This window comes from Sphingomonas sp. RS2018 (assembly GCF_054489605.1).
In genome coordinates, this window is record NZ_JBTMWL010000001.1 from 853606 (window position 1) to 867453 (window position 13848).

Annotated in this window: 14 protein-coding genes; 7 read left to right on the forward strand and 7 right to left on the reverse strand. The window is 68.3% G+C overall.

Features of this window, described 5'->3' with window-relative positions:
- Positions 1-22: 22 nt before the first annotated feature.
- Genes coaD through ACX40P_RS04265 form a run of 3 tightly spaced genes read right to left on the reverse strand, consistent with a single transcriptional unit; the run spans position 23 to position 1676 of the window.
- Positions 23-526, reverse strand: a complete 504-nt coding sequence (gene coaD, locus ACX40P_RS04255; protein WP_459125239.1) for a pantetheine-phosphate adenylyltransferase — start codon at positions 524-526, stop codon at positions 23-25.
- Positions 526-1425 carry a polyprenyl synthetase family protein gene (locus tag ACX40P_RS04260; RefSeq protein ID WP_459125032.1) on the reverse strand — a complete coding sequence of 300 codons (900 nt, stop codon included), beginning with the start codon at positions 1423-1425 and terminating at the stop codon, positions 526-528. The genes coaD and ACX40P_RS04260 overlap by 1 nt, the downstream gene beginning before the upstream one ends.
- A gap of 8 nt (positions 1426-1433) precedes the next feature.
- Positions 1434-1676, reverse strand: a complete 243-nt coding sequence (locus ACX40P_RS04265; protein ID WP_459125033.1) for an exodeoxyribonuclease VII small subunit — start codon at positions 1674-1676, stop codon at positions 1434-1436.
- 195 nt (positions 1677-1871) lie between these two features.
- Here ACX40P_RS04265 and ACX40P_RS04270 point away from each other — a divergent pair, with 195 nt between their 5' ends.
- From ACX40P_RS04270 to ACX40P_RS04280, 3 genes are read left to right on the forward strand one after another with little or no spacing between them, the layout of a single operon-like run.
- Positions 1872-3254 (forward strand): NAD-dependent succinate-semialdehyde dehydrogenase, encoded by a 1383-nt coding sequence (locus ACX40P_RS04270; RefSeq protein ID WP_459125240.1) that lies wholly within the window; start codon positions 1872-1874, stop codon positions 3252-3254.
- 26 nt (positions 3255-3280) lie between these two features.
- Positions 3281-3538 (forward strand): antitoxin PaaA2 family protein, encoded by a 258-nt coding sequence (locus ACX40P_RS04275; protein ID WP_459125034.1) that lies wholly within the window; start codon positions 3281-3283, stop codon positions 3536-3538.
- Complete coding sequence (locus ACX40P_RS04280) at positions 3535-3837, forward strand: type II toxin-antitoxin system RelE/ParE family toxin (RefSeq protein ID WP_459125035.1); 303 nt, start codon at positions 3535-3537, stop codon at positions 3835-3837. Before ACX40P_RS04275 ends, ACX40P_RS04280 begins: the two co-directional genes overlap by 4 nt.
- A 4-nt stretch (positions 3838-3841) precedes the next feature.
- Here ACX40P_RS04280 and ACX40P_RS04285 read toward each other — a convergent pair whose 3' ends face one another.
- The 4 genes from ACX40P_RS04285 to ACX40P_RS04300 form a co-directional block, all read right to left on the reverse strand.
- A complete protein-coding gene (locus tag ACX40P_RS04285; protein ID WP_459125036.1) occupies positions 3842-5527 on the reverse strand; it encodes an AMP-binding protein in 1686 nt (561 codons plus the stop codon).
- A 91-nt stretch (positions 5528-5618) separates the two neighbouring features.
- Entirely contained in the window at positions 5619-7313 is a 1695-nt protein-coding gene (locus ACX40P_RS04290; protein ID WP_459125037.1) for a GGDEF domain-containing protein, read from the reverse strand.
- A gap of 309 nt (positions 7314-7622) precedes the next feature.
- On the reverse strand, positions 7623-9938 hold the full coding sequence (clpA, locus tag ACX40P_RS04295; protein ID WP_459125038.1) for an ATP-dependent Clp protease ATP-binding subunit ClpA: 2316 nt from the start codon (positions 9936-9938) through the stop codon (positions 7623-7625).
- Positions 9939-10054: 116 nt separating this feature from the next.
- On the reverse strand, positions 10055-10252 hold the full coding sequence (locus tag ACX40P_RS04300; RefSeq protein ID WP_459125039.1) for a DUF1192 family protein: 198 nt from the start codon (positions 10250-10252) through the stop codon (positions 10055-10057).
- 105 nt (positions 10253-10357) lie between these two features.
- Between ACX40P_RS04300 and ACX40P_RS04305 the strand changes: the two genes are divergently transcribed.
- The 4 genes from ACX40P_RS04305 (at position 10358) to ACX40P_RS04320 (ending at position 13777) form a co-directional block, all read left to right on the forward strand.
- On the forward strand, positions 10358-11338 hold the full coding sequence (locus ACX40P_RS04305; protein WP_459125241.1) for an NAD(P)H-quinone oxidoreductase: 981 nt from the start codon (positions 10358-10360) through the stop codon (positions 11336-11338).
- 7 nt (positions 11339-11345) lie between these two features.
- The gene (locus ACX40P_RS04310) at positions 11346-11639 is read left to right on the forward strand and encodes a hypothetical protein (RefSeq protein ID WP_459125040.1); all 294 of its coding nucleotides are present in this window, start codon (positions 11346-11348) and stop codon (positions 11637-11639) included.
- A 100-nt stretch (positions 11640-11739) separates the two neighbouring features.
- Positions 11740-12627, forward strand: a complete 888-nt coding sequence (locus ACX40P_RS04315) for a UDP-2,3-diacylglucosamine diphosphatase (protein ID WP_459125041.1) — start codon at positions 11740-11742, stop codon at positions 12625-12627.
- A 106-nt stretch (positions 12628-12733) separates the two neighbouring features.
- Positions 12734-13777 carry a glycosyltransferase family 4 protein gene (locus ACX40P_RS04320; RefSeq protein WP_459125042.1) on the forward strand — a complete coding sequence of 348 codons (1044 nt, stop codon included), beginning with the start codon at positions 12734-12736 and terminating at the stop codon, positions 13775-13777.
- The last annotated feature ends 71 nt before the right edge of the window (positions 13778-13848 follow it).

Below are 13848 nucleotides of genomic sequence, written 5' to 3' on the forward strand. Positions count from 1 at the left end.
GGCAAAGTGAACGGTGCGCGCGTCAGCGATCGCCCTTGCGGCCCAGCACGGCGACGCGGGCGTCGACCTCGCCCTTCACCGCCGGCGGCACGAACCGGCCGATGTCGCCGCCGTAGAGCGCGATTTCCTTCACCAGCCGGCTCGCGATCGGTTGCAGCGAGACGTCGGCCATCAGGAAGACCGTCTCGATCCGCGCGTTCAGCTGCTGGTTCATGCCGGCCATCTGATATTCGTACTCGAAATCCGCGACGGCGCGCAGGCCGCGGACGATGATGCTGGCGCCCTCCCGCTCGGCGAAGTCCATCAGCAGCGAATCGAAGCTGGTGACGGTGACGTCGCCGGCCACGTCCGCGACCTCTCGCCGCACCGCCGCCAGCCGTTCCTCGACCGAGAACATCGGCGACTTCGACGGGTTGGTGGTGACGCCGACGACCAGCCGGTCGACCAGCTTCGCCCCGCGCCGGATGATGTCCATATGCCCGAGCGTGACGGGATCGAACGTGCCGGGATAGACGCCGATGCGCATCACCGGTCGCGCTCCGTGATGTAGCGGGCGATGGCGCGGAGCAGGTCGGCTTCGGCGCCGTAGCTGTGGAGGTGGCCGATCGCCTGGTCGACGAGCAGCTGCGCCTGTTCGCGCGCGCGGTCGGTGCCCATCAGCGAGAGGAAGGTTTCCTTGCCGGCGTCGGCATCCTTGCGCACGGCCTTGCCGACGCTTTCCGCGTCGCCCTCGGCATCGAGCAGGTCGTCGGCGATCTGGAAGGCGAGGCCGATGTCGCGGGCGTAGCCGCGCAGGCCCGTCCGCGCCTCGGGCGGTACGCGGCCGAGGATGGCGCCCGCCTCCACCGCGCAGGCGATCAGCGCGCCGGTCTTCATCGCCTGCAACCGGGTGACGGTGGCGAGGTCGAACTGCGCGCCGTCGGCGGCGAGGTCCATCATCTGCCCACCCGCCATGCCGGCCGGGCCGGACGCGCGGGCGAGGTCGGCGATCAGCTCGACGCGGACGAAGGGATCGCTGTGCGTGGCCGGATCGGCCAGCATCTCGAATGCGAGGGCATGGAGGGAATCGCCGGCGAGGATCGCGGTCGCCTCCCCGAACGCCTTGTGCGCGGTGGGCTTGCCGCGGCGCAGGTCGTCGTCGTCCATCGCGGGCAGGTCGTCGTGGACCAGGCTGTAGACATGGATGCACTCGATCGCGGTGCCGGCGCGGGCGGCGCAGTCGCGCTCCACGCCGAACAGATCGGCGGTCGCCATCGTCAGCAGCGGGCGCAGCCGCTTGCCTCCGCCGATCGCCGAATGCCGCATCGCGCGGTACAGCGCGGCGCGGGCGTCGTCAGGGATGGTCAGCAGCGCGTCGAACTGGCGATCGACCTCCCCGCCGACATCCGCCAGCGCGTCGTGCAGCGACAGCGTGTGGAGGCGCATCGGCGCCGTCACGCGGCGAAGGGGGTGGTGCCGGCGGGGCGCCCGTCGCCATCGAGCCGGATCGCCTCGATCCGCGCCTGCGCCGCGTTCAGCCGGGCGTCGCATTGCTTGCGCAGCGCGTCGCCGCGCGCGTAGAGGTCGATCGCCTCCTGCAACGGCGCCTGCCCGGTTTCGAGCCGCGCCACGATCGTTTCGAGTTCCTTCAGCGCCTCTTCGAACGAGAGCGTGTCGATCGTGCTGTCCTCTGCCATGCGGCGACCTATGCGGCAGGCGCGGCAGGCTTTGCAACCGAAAGCGCGGAAGGGGGGTTGAGAGAGGGCGCACCCCATCACCGTTCCTGCTGAGCTTGTCGAAGCACTGTCTTTCTTCCTACGCCATCGCTCGCGGCACGAAGAAGGGCAGCCCTTCGACAAGCTCAGGGGGAACGGGGAGGGGGATAGCGCAGGATAAGCTGGCGTCGGCCAGATCAGGAGCATTGCATGTTCAAGTCTGTGAACCCCGCCACCGGCGAAACCTTCGCGACGTACGCGGCCCTGTCGGATGACGAGATCGAGACGAAGGTCGTCGCGGCGGCGGAAGAATATCGTCGGTGGCGGCTGACTCCCCATGCCGAGCGGACGGCGTTGCTGGCGGCGATCGCCGATGGCTTCGATGCGCGGAAGCAGGCGCTGGCCGAGATGGCGACGCGCGAGATGGGCAAGACGCTGTCGTCCGCGATCGCCGAGGTCGAGAAATGCGCGTCGGCGTTCCGATACTATGCCGAGCATGGCCTGGCGCTGCTGGCCGACACCGAACTGCCGGACGGCAAGGGCGTTGCGCGCTGGCAGCCGCTGGGGCCGGTGCTGGCGATCATGCCGTGGAACTTCCCCTATTGGCAGGCGGTGCGCTTCATCGCGCCGACGATCATGGCGGGCAATGTCGGGCTGCTGAAGCATGCCTCGCTGACGCAGGGGTGCGCCGCGCTGATGGAGGATGTGATCCGTTCGGCAGGGGCGCCGGTCGGGCTGTTCCAGAACCTCGCCATCGCGTCCGACAAGGTCGCCGCGCTGATAGCCGACGATCGCATCGCCGCGGTGACGCTGACCGGCAGCGAGGGTGCGGGCGTGAAGGTCGGCGAGGCGGCCGGGCGCACGTTGAAGCCGGTGGTGCTGGAACTGGGCGGATCGGACCCGTTCGTCGTCATGCCCTCCGCCGATATCGCGAAAGCCGCGCAGGTCGCGGTGAAGGCGCGGGTGCAGAACGCGGGCCAGTCGTGCATCTGCGCCAAGCGGATGATCGTCCACGCAGACGTCTATGACGCGTTCGCCGACGCCTTCGTCGCCGGCATGCGCGACGTGGCGATCGGCGACCCGATGGCGGAGGCGACCGCGATGGGGCCGCTGTCGAGCGTCGAGGCGCGCGACACCGTGCTGGAACAGGTGAAGGCGGCGGAGGGCGAGGGCGCCCGGCTGCTGGTCGGCGGACGGGCGATCGACCGTGCGGGCGCCTGGATGACGCCGGGCGTGCTCGCCGACCTGAACCCCGACGGCAGGCTGGCGCGCGAGGAGATCTTCGGCCCGGTCGCGATGCTGTTCCGCGCGAGCGATCTGGACCATGCGGTGGCGCTGGCCAACGACGTGCCGTTCGGGCTGGGGGCGAGCGTGTGGACGAACGACGATGCCGAACGCGACCGCTTCGTCCGTGATGTCGAGGCGGGGATGATCGCGGTGAACGCGATGCTCGCCTCGACGCCGGAAGCGCCGTTCGGTGGGGTGAAGCGGTCGGGGCACGGGCGCGAGCTTGGCCCGTGGGGGTTGCATGCGTTCATGAATTTGAAGGCGGTGTTGTAACGTTAGCAAATCGGCTATGAAGGCGCATGGCTGAACGCGATCCCGATATCCGGCTGGGTGCCTATTCCGAACGTGCGGAGCATTTCGTGGCGAGCGGCAATTTCGATTCGATTGATGATGTCGTCGACGCGGCATTCGATGCGCTGGAGCGTCAGCAGGCATCTTTCAATCAGACGGTGCGGGCGAAACTTGCGGAGGCTCTAGCCGATCCGCGGCCATCTATCCCGATCGAGGAAGCGTTCGCCCAATTGGATGAGATGAAGGCCCGCCGACGCGGCGCATGACATTCCAGGTCACGATCACTCCGTCTGCCATCGTCGATCTGCACGCAATCTCGCGGTGGATCGAGGACCGCGCCGATGCCATCGTCGCCGATCGGTATGACGCTCGCATTCGTAGCGTGATCGCAAAGCTGGCGACCTTTCCACAACGCGGTTCGAATCGATCGGATCTTGGCGAGGGTCTGCGCTCGATCTCGTTCGAAGGGCGCATACTGATCGTCTATCGCGTTACGGCAGAATCCGTCGACATCAGGCGGATTGTGCACGGCGCCCGCGACATCGACGATCTCGACTTCACCTGAGCCGCTACTCCGCCATCACCTCGGCGAGCAGGTCCTTGCGGCTCAGCTTGCCGATCATCGTCTTGGGCAGGTTGAGGCGGACGACGACCTGGTCGACGCGTTCGTGCTTGCCCAATTGCGGATTGACCCATGCGGCCAGCGCCTCGCCGGTCTCGGTCGCACCGTCGATCAGCGTGACATAGGCGCGCGGTACCTCACCGCGGTAGTGATCGGGCAGGCCGATGACGAGCGCCTCCTTGATCGCGGGATGATGGTGCAGGATCGCCTCGATCTGGCTCGGGAAGACCTTGAACCCGCCGACCGCGATCATGTCCTTCAGCCGGTCGACGATGCGGATGAAGCCGTCCGCGTCGATCGTGCCGACATCGCCGGTGCGAAGCCAGCGGGTGCCGGCGTCGTCGGTGACGAACACCTCCGCATCCGCATCGGGGCGCTGCCAGTAACCCGCCATGATCTGCGGCCCCGCCAGCACGATCTCGCCCGGCGTGTCGGGGGAGACGAAGCGCGAGGGGTCTTCCTTGTCGACCAGCGCGACGCGGGTGGCGGCGATCGGCTGGCCGATGGTGCCGGTGCGCTGTTCGCCCTCATAGGGGTTGCAGGAGACGACGCCCGAGCTTTCCGACAGGCCATAGCCCTCGATCACCGTCGCGCCGGTCATGCCCTCGAACTTCGCCTTCAACTCGGCGGACAGCGGCGCGCCGCCCGAGATGCAGAAATCGAGCGACGAGAAGTCGGTGCGTGCGCAGCGGGGATGGTCGAGCAACGCCTGATACATGGTCGGCACGCCGGGCATCGCGCGCGGGCGGGCGCGGGCGATGGCGGCGAGCACCTGCCCCGCCTCGAAGCGCGGCAGCATCACGATCTCCCCGCCCGCCGCGACGGTGCGGTTGAGGACACAGGTGTTGGCGAAGACGTGGAAGAAGGGGAGCGCGCCGAGGACGCTATCCGGTCGGTCGGGATGCGGATTGAGCGCGGCGACCTGACGCGCGTTCGCCGACAGGTTCTGGTGCGTCAGCATCGCCCCCTTGGGCGTGCCGGTGGTGCCGCCGGTGTACTGGATGAGCGCCAGGTCGCGCGTCGGATCGACCGTGGCGGTGGTGCAGGCGCCGTCATTGGCGATCAGCGCGGAGAAGGCGGTGACGCGGGCGTCGTCGGGCTTCGGCGTTACCTCACGCCCACGGAACCAGCGGTAGAACATCGACTTGGCCGGCGGCAGCGCGCCCGCGACCGAGCCGACCACCAGCCGCTCGAGCCGGCTCGCCTCGAGCACTTTCAGGGCATTGGGCAGCAAGGCGGTGGCGGACAGGGTGAAGAGCAGGCGGGTGCCCGAATCCTCGACCTGATGCGCCAGTTCGTCGACCGTGTAGAGCGGCGAGAAGTTCACCACCGTCGCGCCCAGCCGGAGGATGCCGTAATAGGCGGCGACGTAATGCGGAACGTTGGGCAGGAAGAGCCCGATGCGGTCTCCGGGGCCATAGCCCATCGCGGCGAGCCCGCAGGCGACCCGCGCGGCGCCGTCCCAGGTCTCGCCATAGCTGTAGCGACGACCGAGGAAATCGAGCAGCGGGGCATCCGGATCCCGCCGCATGCTCTCCTCGAACAGGTCGACCATCGAGCGCGGCGGAAACGCCCGGTCCCAGTCGCCGGGGTGTCGATAGGCGGTGCGCCAGACGGCTTCGGGATCGGTCATTGACATTGGTGTAAGTTAGTCGTGGCGTCGCCACAAGCGGGCGGGCGTCGGCGGCAATGAAATGTTGCGTGGGGCTTGTGCGCCCCGTCGCTCACGCCGCCGTCGCCAGCGTACCGGCATGGCGGGCGCGGTCGCGACCGGCCTGTTTGGCGTCGAACAGCGCGCGGTCGGCGCGGCGATAGAGCGAGCGCCACTGCGCCTCCGTTGCCAGCTTGCCCGAGCAACTGCCGATGCTGGCCGTCACGCGGACGTCGAAGGGCATGCGCGCCTGGCGCAGGCGTGAGAGGATCGTGTCGGGTTCGCCGGTCGCGTCGCCGGGCAGAACGATCGCGAATTCCTCGCCACCCATCCGCGCCACCACCGCGCCGGGCGGGGCGACATCGCGCAGCGCGCGCGAGAAGACGCGCAGCACCTCGTCGCCGCCGTCATGGCCCAGCGTGTCGTTGATCGACTTGAAATGATCGATGTCGATGATGTGCAGCGTCTGCACGCCCTCCCGCCCGACGACGCGTTCCAGCAGCGCGCGGCGGTTCCACAGGCCGGTCAACGGGTCTTCGTCGGCGAGCAGGCGGGCGGCGGTTTCCCGCGCGCGGGCCTCGTCGCGTTCGACGCTGAGCCTTTGCACGCGCCACGCGATGGCGACGCCCGACATCAACGCCTCGATCGCGAGCGACAGCAACGTCGAATTGTCGATCCAGAACGTGGTCGGGATGACTCGCAGGCCGGAGAGAATGCGCAGACCGCCAGCGATCAGGGGCACGGCCCATGTCACGGTGAACAGCAGCAGATAGCGGCTGCCGCGCCGCCATGCGCTCCACAGAATGGGGCCGGTGCCGAGCATGCCGATCAGGAAGGTGACCGAGGCGGCGCGGTCGGCCAGCGCCGGGCTGACGAAGGTCAGCGAGACGTAGAGCAGGCCGATCGAGCCGAAGGCTGCGGCGGCGAGGGTGGTGGAGCGACCGACCCACCCGTCGAACACCCGCCGTTCGAAGAAGGTGCGCGCGAACAGCATCGCCGCCATCGCCGCGAAGCCGAGCAGGACATAGTTCAGGCAGATGCGAATGTTGTTGTCGAGATCGGGCCATACCCACGCCATCGCGGCGGAAGAGGTGAAGGCATAGGCGATCAACAGCGCCGTCATCGCGCAGTAGAACAGCTGGAACCGGTGCCGGAGCGTCGTCCAGAGCGCGAGATTATAGACGATCAGCGCGAAGGCGATGCCGACGAAGGCGGCGTAGAAGGCGGCGATCTTGACGTTGGCGAAGGCGCTCGATTCCGCGTCGGACAGGCGTGCGCCATCGACGATGCCGCGGGCGTTGGCGGCGCCGTCCACCCGCCACAGCAGGCGCACGAGCGGCGCGGCGCGTGTCGGTGGCGCGAACTCCACGATAGCGCCGAGCTGAAGATTGTGGCCGATCGTGGTGCTGAGCGTGGGCATCGCGACGATGCGGCCATCGCCGTACACGGCGTAGAGCGTCACCCCGGACTGCCACAGGCTCAACATCCGCACGCGATCGGCCGTGCCGGCGGCGCGTGTTTCGGACAGCGGGTGCGAAATCGCCCAATAATCGCCGGACCCGAACCGGGTCTGCGGCGTGGTGCAATCGAAACGGCGCGGCGCGCGCAACATCGCGCGGGGCGTATCGCCGGCCGCGACCCGCGCGATGCAGACCTTCAGCGGCGTGCCGGCGAGGCCGGCCTGCGCGTTTGCCGGCGATGCCTGAAACACCGTCAGGAACGCGATGACGAGCAACGCCAATGCCGCCGGAAGCCTCGCCGATCTCATACTTTGGTTGTAGGCCGGCGAGGCTAACGAGGTGTTAAAATTCGCTGCATTTCGAGACGCATGGGCGCGGATGCGGGACGGGTCGTGCGGGGGTGACCCTGGGTGGCGCCGGATCGAAGCTGAGGCTTGGCTTGCCCTACCCGCCCGTGTTCCCGCGCAGGCGGGAACCCAGGGTTACGTAGTACAACAGCCCGAGGCGCTTGTGACCCTGGGCTCCCGCCTTCGCGGGAGCACGAGCGGTGGGCCGGCTGTCGTCAGGGATGTCCCTCACCGACCCGCCCCATCGCACCGGGGCGGGTCGGCAGGCGATCACTTCGCCGGTGCGTCGGCGGTCTTGCGGCCCTTGGGCTTTGCCTTCTTCGGCGGCGCGGGCGTGATGTGGAAGGCGAGCGCGCCGTCCTTCAGCTTCACGTCGACCTCGCCGCCGTGGACGAGCTTGCCGAACAGCAGTTCCTCGGCGAGTGGCTGCTTCACCTTTTCCTGGATCAGGCGACCCATCGGGCGCGCGCCATACAGCTTGTCGTAGCCGCGCTCGGTCAGCCACGCCTTCGCCTCGTCCGACAGGGCAATGTGCACGCCGCGGTCGGCCAGCTGGAGTTCGAGCTGGAGGATGAACTTCTCGACGACGCGGCCCACCACCTCAGTCGGCAGGTAGTCGAACGGCACGATCGCATCGAGGCGGTTGCGGAATTCGGGGGTGAAGAGCTTCTTCACCGCGTCCTCCTGCACATCCTCCCGCGTGAACTGCCCGAAGCCGATCGATTCGCGCGCCATGTCGGCGGCGCCGGCATTGGTCGTCATGATGAGGATGACGTTGCGGAAATCGACGGTCTTGCCGTGGTGGTCGGTCAGCTTGCCGTTGTCCATCACCTGCAACAGGATGTTGAACAGGTCGGGATGCGCCTTCTCGATCTCGTCGAGCAGGAGCACGCTGTGCGGCTGCTGGTCGACCGCGTCGGTCAGCAACCCGCCCTGGTCATAGCCGACATAGCCCGGCGGCGCACCGATCAGGCGGCTAACCGAATGGCGCTCCATATATTCCGACATGTCGAAGCGCTGGAGCGGGATGCCCATGATATCGGCCAACCGCCGCGCGACCTCGGTCTTGCCGACGCCGGTCGGGCCGGAAAACAGATAGTTGCCGATCGGCTTGTCTGGATCGCGCAGGCCGGCACGGCTGAGCTTGATCGCCGAGGACAGCACCTCGATCGCCTTGTCCTGACCGAACACGACGCGCTTCAGGTCGGTGTCGAGGTTGGCGAGCGCGCGCGTGTCGTCGGTCGACACGGTCTTCGGCGGGATGCGCGCCATCGTCGCGATGACCTGTTCGATCTCCTTCGGAGTGATCGTCTTCTTGCGCTTGTTCGGAGCGACCAGCATCTGCATCGCGCCGACCTCGTCGATCACGTCGATCGCCTTGTCGGGCAGCTTGCGGTCGTTGATGTAGCGCGCCGACAGCTCGACCGCCGACTTGATCGCATCGGGCGTGTATTTGACGCCGTGATGCCCCTCGAACGCCGAGCGCAGGCCGGTGATGATCTTGATCGTGTCCTCGATCGTCGGTTCGTTGACGTCGATCTTCTGGAACCGGCGCAGCAGCGCGCGATCCTTTTCGAAGTGGTTGCGGAATTCCTTGTAGGTGGTCGAGCCGATGCAGCGGATGGTGCCGCCCGACAGCGCGGGCTTCAGCAGGTTCGACGCATCCATCGCGCCGCCCGACGTCGCACCCGCACCGATGACGGTGTGGATCTCGTCGATGAAGAGCACCGCGTGCGGCAGCTTTTCGAGCTCGTTGACGACCTGCTTCAGCCGCTCCTCGAAATCGCCGCGATAGCGAGTGCCAGCCAGCAGCGCGCCCATGTCGAGCGAGTAGATGACGGCTTCCCTCAGCACCTCGGGCACGTCACCCTCGACGATCTTGCGCGCGAGACCTTCGGCGATCGCGGTCTTGCCGACGCCGGGGTCGCCCACGTAGAGCGGGTTGTTCTTGCTGCGGCGGCACAGGATCTGGACGGTGCGGTCGACCTCCGGGCCGCGACCGATCAGCGGATCGACCTTCCCGTTCTTCGCCTTCTCGTTCAGGTCGACCGTGAACTGCTTCAGCGCGCTCTCGGTCTTCTTGCCGCCGTCCTTGGCGGGCTTCTCCTCGTCCGCGCCCTTGGGCGGCGGCGCTTCGGTCGGGGTGCCGCCCTTGCCGACGCCGTGGCTGATGAAGCTGACGGCGTCGAGGCGGCTCATGTCCTGCTGTTGCAGGAAATAGACGGCATAGCTCTCGCGCTCGCTGAACAGCGCGACCAGCACGTTCGCGCCGGTCACCTCGTCGCGGCCCGACGACTGGACGTGCAGGATCGCGCGCTGCACGACGCGCTGGAAACCGGATGTCGGCGAAGGGTCGGTCGCGGTCGCGACCTTCAGCGCCTCCAGCTCGGTATCCAGATAATGCGCGACGGTGGTCTTCAGATCGCCGAGGTCCACGCCGCACGCGCCCATCACCTTCGAGGCATGTTCGTCGTCGATCAACGCGAGCAGCAGATGCTCCAGCGTCGCATATTCGTGGCGGCGGGCGGATGCCGCCTTCAGGGCCTCGTGCAGGGTATTCTCGAGCGCGGAAGCGAAAGAGGGCATGGTTTACTCCAGCGGGCCGGCGCGGGTGGCCGACCCCGTGACCGATATGTCGGAACGAAAGGCGTCCGCATCAAGGCGGGGGCTTGCGAGGGTCGCGCGAAGGGTGCGCGCGCCGGTCATGACCTGAACAGGGATTCCGCGCTCAGCCGGTCGCCGGCCGATCGATCCAGCCGCGCCCGGGTGCGAGCGATCTCCGCCTCAAGTGCTGCGATGCGCGCGTGAAGCTCGTCCACCGACAGCGGATCGAGATCCTGTCGCGACAGGTCGGCGATCAGATCGCGCGCACGGCGGGGCAGGCTGTCATCGGCGTCCATTGCGGCAATCGTTGACGCGGGAGGGGCGGGTGTCAATAACGTCGCGTCCCATGCGAGATGAACGGCGTGCGACGAACGGGGGACTGCGTGACGATACCGGCGACGATGACCGCGATCGATCCCGAGGCACCGGGCGGACCCGAGGTGCTGGTGCCGGTGACGCGCCCCGTACCCGTGCCGGGGCCGGACGAGGTGCTGATCCGCGTGGCGGCGGCGGGGGTGAACCGCCCCGACGTGCTCCAGCGCAAGGGCGGCTATCCGCCGCCGCCGGGCGCACCATCGATCCCGGGGCTGGAGATTTCCGGCACGATCGTCGCGACCGGCGACGACGTGGTGCCCGAGATGATCGGGCAGAGCGTGTGCGCTTTGGTGTCGGGTGGCGGCTATGCCGAATATTGCGTGGCCCCCTGGGTCCAGTGCCTGCCGGTGCCCGAGGCGCTGTCGATGGAACAGGCCGCCGCACTGCCCGAGACATTGTTCACCGTGTGGACCAACCTGTTCGAGCGCGGCTTCGCGAGCGAGGGCGACACGGTGCTGGTCCATGGCGGCACCAGCGGCATCGGCACGATGGCGATTTCGCTGTGCAACCTCTTCGGTGTCGAGATCATCGTAACGGCGGGGTCGGCGGACAAGGTCGCGGCGGCGCTGGCGCTCGGCGCGGATCACGCGATCGACTACAAGGCCGAGGATTACGTCGCACGGGTGAAGGACATTACCAGCGGCAAGGGGGTGGCCGTGGTGCTCGACATGGTCGGTGGCGATTACGTGCCGCGCAACCTGCAATGCCTGGGCGAGGACGGCCGCCATGTCTCGATCGCGGTGCAGGGCGGGCCGACCGCCACCATCCCGATCTTCGATATCATGCGCCGCCGGCTGACGCTGACCGGCTCGACGCTGCGCAACCGCGACACCGCGTTCAAGGGGCTGGTCGCCGACGAACTGTCGCGCACCGTGTGGCCGCATGTCGAGGCGGGGCGGCTGATCCCGGTGATGGACCGCAGCTTCCCGCTGACCGAGGCCGCCGCGGCGCATGCGCGGATGGAAGCGGGCGATCACGTCGGCAAGATCGTGCTGACGGTGGGGTGACGGGAGCGTGATCCCGCTCGCGATGCTCCTCCTCGCGATGACACCGGTGCAGGATGCCACGGCGGCGCCGGACATCCTCGTGGTCGGGCAGCGGCTGTCGAAGATCGATTACAGCACAAAAGGTTGGCGGGTGACGTTTTGCGCAGCGCGGGACGACCGGCAGGACGAGGCCGAGGTGTACCGAGTGTGCGCCCTGGTGAGGACGTGCGTCGCGCAGGGTGCGAGAGGCGTCGCCGCGGTCTCACGCTGCGTCGAGACGCCGGCCCGGAAACCGGACGAGGTCGCGTCCGAAGCGCGCTGAGCGAGCGCGACGTTACATTGCGGTGACGCCGCATCGTCCGACTTGTCACAAATTTGCGCCATCGCACCATTCCGACTGAGGCTGTGGAAGCGAGGCCGGGATGGACGATATCATGCGGTTGCCGGTCGGGGCGGACGTGACCGACCTGTTCGAGTTCGTAGCTGCGCGCGAGGAGAGCCGGGTCGCCGTCGCCGTCGCCGCGCCCGAGCAGCGTCGCCGCTACCGCACGATCTGGATCAGCGACGTGCATCTGGGCACGCGCGGGTGCAACGCCGGGATGCTGGTCGACTTCCTCGACCACGTCGACAGCGACACGCTGTACTTGGTCGGCGACATCATCGACGGGTGGCGGCTGAAGAAGAAATTCTACTGGCCGCCTGCGCACAACGACGTCGTCCGCCGCCTGCTGAAACGCGCCAAGCGCGGCACGCGTGTCGTCTACATCCCCGGCAATCACGACGAGATGTTCCGCCAGTTCACCGGCCTCGACTTCGGCGGCATCCAGATTCGGCGACAGGCGGTGCACGAAACCGCGGACGGCCGCCGCCTGCTGGTACTGCACGGCGACGAGTTCGACGCGATCATGCTGTCGCACCGCTGGCTCGCGCATCTGGGCGACGCAGCGTACGGCTTCGCGCTGTGGGCGAACCGCTGGGTCAACGCCTATCGCCGCTGGGCGGGGCTGCCCTATTGGTCGCTGAGCAAACACGCCAAGCACCGCGTCAAGAAGTCGGTCGAGTTCATCTCCCGCTTCGAGGAGATCGTCGCGAAGGCGGCGGGCTCGCGCGGCATCGACGGGGTGGTCGCCGGGCACATTCATACGGCCGAGATCCGCGAGATCGGCGGCATCGCCTATTACAACGACGGCGACTGGGTGGAGGGCTGCACCGCGCTGGTCGAGCATCACGACGGGCGGATGGAGCTGCTGCACTGGGCCGACGAGATGGCAGCGCGGGGCGGGGCCGAGGTGGCGGTACTGGCGGCGTGAGCATTCCAAGCGCCTCGTGCCCCCGCGCAGGCGGGAGCCCAGCGTTGTCAGGCGCAGCGATCGTGGCCCTGGGCTCCCGCCTGCGCGGGAGCGCAAGAGGACGGATATGCGCATAGCCATCGTCACCGATGCCTGGACGCCGCAGGTGAACGGCGTCGTGCGGACGCTGGCGGCGATGCGGACGACGTTGCGGGCGATGGGGCACGACGTGCTGGTCATCTCGCCCGACCAGTTTGCCTCGGTGCCGTGCCCGACCTATCCGGAGATACGGCTGGCGTTCGCGCGCACTGCGACGATCGCGCGGATGATCGACGAGTTCGGCGCGGACGCGATCCATCTGGCGACGGAGGGGCCGTTGTGCCTGGCGGCGCGGCGCTGGTGTCTGGCGCGGGGGCGGGCGTTCACCACCGCCTATCACACGCAGTTTCCCGACTATGTGTCGGCGCGCACCGGCGTGCCGGCAGCGTGGATCTGGCGCTATATCCGCTGGTTCCATGCGCCGTCGTCGGCGATCCTCGCCTCCACCCCGTCGATCCGCCGGACGCTGATCGACCACGGCCTGCATCATGTCCGCCACTGGGGGCGCGGTGTGGACCTGTCGGCCTTCCATGCCGGCGTGACGCCGCTCGACGCGCTGGCGCATCTGCCGCGGCCGATCCAGTTGTATGTCGGGCGCGTCGCGGTGGAGAAGAACGTCGCCGCCTTCCTGTCGAGCGATCATCCGGGCACGAAGGTCGTGGTGGGCGACGGACCGGCGCGCGCCGCGCTGATGCGCGATCACCCGCAAGCGATCTTCCTCGGGCCGCTGTTCGGGGACGCGCTGGCCGGGGCCTATGCCGCCGCCGACGTGCTGGTCTTTCCCAGCCGCACCGACACCTTCGGACTGGTGATGATAGAGGCGCTGGCCTGCGGCACGCCGGTCGCCGCCTATCCGGTGACCGGGCCGGTCGACGTGCTGACGGACGCGACGGGGGCGATGGCCGACCGGCTGGAGGATGCCATCGCCGCCGCGCTGACGCGCGACCGCGCGGCCTGCGGCGCCCACGGCGCCACCTTCACCTGGGCCGAAAGCGCCCGCCAGTTCCTCGACGCGCTGGCGCCGGCCACGCAGGGCGAAGCATCGGCCGCGCCATTCGCCGCCGCGGCGTGAGGCGTATTGCCTCGCGGAGCCACACGCATTAGATCGGTCGGCGACGTGGCCGCTCCTTCGATGGGGCGGCC

Excerpts from the sequence above, each read along its gene's own strand:
- coaD (WP_459125239.1), bottom strand. The coding sequence starts at position 526 with ATGCGCATCGGCGTCTATCCCGGCACGTTCGATCCCGTCACGCTCGGG.
- ACX40P_RS04260 (WP_459125032.1), bottom strand. The coding sequence starts at position 1,425 with ATGCGCCTCCACACGCTGTCGCTGCACGACGCGCTGGCGGATGTCGGC.
- ACX40P_RS04265 (WP_459125033.1), bottom strand. The coding sequence starts at position 1,676 with ATGGCAGAGGACAGCACGATCGACACGCTCTCGTTCGAAGAGGCGCTG.
- ACX40P_RS04275 (WP_459125034.1), top strand. The coding sequence starts at position 3,281 with ATGGCTGAACGCGATCCCGATATCCGGCTGGGTGCCTATTCCGAACGT.
- ACX40P_RS04280 (WP_459125035.1), top strand. The coding sequence starts at position 3,535 with ATGACATTCCAGGTCACGATCACTCCGTCTGCCATCGTCGATCTGCAC.
- ACX40P_RS04285 (WP_459125036.1), bottom strand. The coding sequence starts at position 5,527 with ATGACCGATCCCGAAGCCGTCTGGCGCACCGCCTATCGACACCCCGGC.
- ACX40P_RS04290 (WP_459125037.1), bottom strand. The coding sequence starts at position 7,313 with ATGAGATCGGCGAGGCTTCCGGCGGCATTGGCGTTGCTCGTCATCGCG.
- clpA (WP_459125038.1), bottom strand. The coding sequence starts at position 9,938 with ATGCCCTCTTTCGCTTCCGCGCTCGAGAATACCCTGCACGAGGCCCTG.
- ACX40P_RS04300 (WP_459125039.1), bottom strand. The coding sequence starts at position 10,252 with ATGGACGCCGATGACAGCCTGCCCCGCCGTGCGCGCGATCTGATCGCC.
- ACX40P_RS04305 (WP_459125241.1), top strand. The coding sequence starts at position 10,358 with ATGACCGCGATCGATCCCGAGGCACCGGGCGGACCCGAGGTGCTGGTG.
- ACX40P_RS04315 (WP_459125041.1), top strand. The coding sequence starts at position 11,740 with ATGGACGATATCATGCGGTTGCCGGTCGGGGCGGACGTGACCGACCTG.
- ACX40P_RS04320 (WP_459125042.1), top strand. The coding sequence starts at position 12,734 with ATGCGCATAGCCATCGTCACCGATGCCTGGACGCCGCAGGTGAACGGC.